This is a genomic window from Kitasatospora sp. NPDC001539, assembly GCF_040298565.1.
Taxonomy (GTDB): Bacteria; Actinomycetota; Actinomycetes; order Streptomycetales; family Streptomycetaceae; genus Kitasatospora.
This window is the reverse complement of record NZ_JBEPAK010000451.1, coordinates 1-2,206: the sequence shown is the minus strand read 5'-3', so window position 1 is coordinate 2,206 and position 2,206 is coordinate 1. Positions and strand designations below refer to the sequence as shown.

Annotated in this window: 1 protein-coding gene; it reads left to right on the top strand. The window is 69.5% G+C overall.

Features of this window, described 5'->3' with window-relative positions; genetic code table 11:
• Positions 1-222: 222 nt before the first annotated feature.
• On the top strand, positions 223-2,184 hold the full coding sequence (gene htpG, locus ABT247_RS33130; RefSeq protein WP_350750256.1) for a molecular chaperone HtpG: 1,962 nt from the start codon (positions 223-225) through the stop codon (positions 2,182-2,184).
• Positions 2,185-2,206 lie beyond the last annotated feature (22 nt).

Genomic DNA, 2,206 nt, shown 5'->3' with positions numbered 1-2,206 from the left:
GTGCGACGCACCCCCCCCACCGCCCCCCCGCCCGCCCGGGGGCCGCACGACGGGGGTTTGAAGACGGGCCCTAGGCCTCACCGAGAATTGCCCGCAGCCGGCGGAGACCCGCTACCGTCACCTGCGTCCCTCCGGGACACTGACACCTGCGGTCGGCCGGGGGGCCGCCCCGACGCACGCCGGTCCGCATCCGAAGAAACGGGACAGAAAGGACGCCCGAGAGTGGGTAGCAGTGTCGAGACGCTGGAGTTCCAGGCCGAGACCCGCCAGTTGCTCCGGTTGGTGATCCACTCGATCTACTCCAACAAGGACATCTTCCTGCGCGAGCTGATCTCGAACGCCTCCGACGCGTTGGACAAGCTGCGGCTGGAGTCGCTGACCGACTCCGACCTCGACGCCGACACCTCCGACCTGCACATCGAGCTGGAGGTCGACCGCGAGGCGCGCACGCTGACCGTCCGCGACAACGGGATCGGCATGACCCGGGACGAGCTGGTGGAGCTGATCGGCACGATCGCCAAGTCCGGGACCGCCGGCCTGCTGGAGAAGATCAAGGAGTCCAAGGACGCCGCCGCCGCGCAGAGCCTCATCGGACAGTTCGGCGTCGGCTTCTACTCGGCGTTCATGGTCGCCGACCGGGTCACCCTGCTCACCCGTCGGGCCGGTACCGAATCCGGCACCCGGTGGGAGTCCGACGGCGAGGGCACCTACCAGCTCGAACCCGTCGACGGCCTGCCCGTCGGCACCTCGGTGATCCTCCACCTCAAGCCGGTCGACGGCGAGGACGGCCTGGCCGACTACCTGTCGGCGTGGAAGATCCGCCAGATCGTCAAGCAGTACTCGGACTTCATCCGCTGGCCGATCCGGATGGCCCGCGAGCGCACCGGCGCCACCGCGCAGGTCACCGGGACGGACACCGACGCCGACGGTGCCGGGGCGACCGACGGCGCGGAGGCCGCCGCCCCGGAGATGGACACCCTCAACTCGATGAAGGCGCTGTGGGCCCGGCCGCGCAGCGAGGTGACCGAGGCGGAGTACCACGAGTTCTACCGGCAGATCAGCCGCGACTGGCTCGACCCGGCGGAGACCGTCCACATGCGCGCCGAGGGCAACTTCGAGTACGAGGCGCTGCTGTTCATCCCCTCGCAGGCACCGCTCGACCTGTTCTCCCGCGAAGCCAAGGGCGGCGTGCAGCTGTACGTGAAGCGGGTGTTCATCATGGACGACTGCGAAGCGCTGATGCCCAACTACCTGCGCTTCGTCAAGGGCGTGGTGGACGCGCACGACCTGTCGCTGAACATCTCCCGCGAGATCCTGCAGCACGACCGGCAGATCCAGGCCGTGCGCCGGCGCCTGGTGAAGAAGGTCCTCGGGGCCGTCAAGACCATGCAGGCCAAGGACGCCGAGCGCTACCGGAAGCTGTGGTCCCAGTTCGGGCGGGTGCTGAAGGAGGGACTGGTCGAGGACGCCGACAACACCGAGACCCTGCTGGAGCTGGTGTCGGCCCCGAGCACCCACGACCCGGAGGCGACCACCACCCTGCGCGAGTACGTCGGGCGCATGAAGGAGGGTCAGGACACCATCTACTACCTGACCGGTGAGACCCGCTCGGTGGTGGAGAACTCCCCCCACATGGAGGCGTTCGCCGCCAAGGGGTACGAGGTGCTGATCCTCACCGACCCGATCGACGAGGTCTGGGTGGAGCAGGTCCCGGCCTTCGACGGCCACCGCCTGCAGTCCATCGCCAAGGGCCAGGTCGACCTGGACGGGGCGTCCGGTGACGAGCAGGAGGCCGACGGCGAGAAGGCCCGGCGCGAGCAGGACTTCGCCGCCCTGCTCCCGTGGCTGGGCGAAGCCCTCTCCGAGCAGGTGAAGCAGGTGCGCCTGTCGTCGCGGCTGACCACCTCCGCGGCGTGCATCGTCGGCGACGCCCACGACATGACCCCGACCCTGGAGAAGATGTACCGGGCGATGGGGCAGCAGGTGCCCCCGGTCAGGCGGATCCTGGAGATCAACCCGGCGCACCCGCTGATCACCGGGCTGCGCGCGGCGCACGCGGCCGACGCGGACGACCCCGCCCTCGCCGAGATCGCCGAGCTGGTGTACGGCGGGACAGGAGACGTGGCCTGCCCGGCTCAACACAGCCGAACGGGCAGGCATCGACCTCGTCATGCTGGATGCTGACATCGCCGGGTGCGTGACGTCG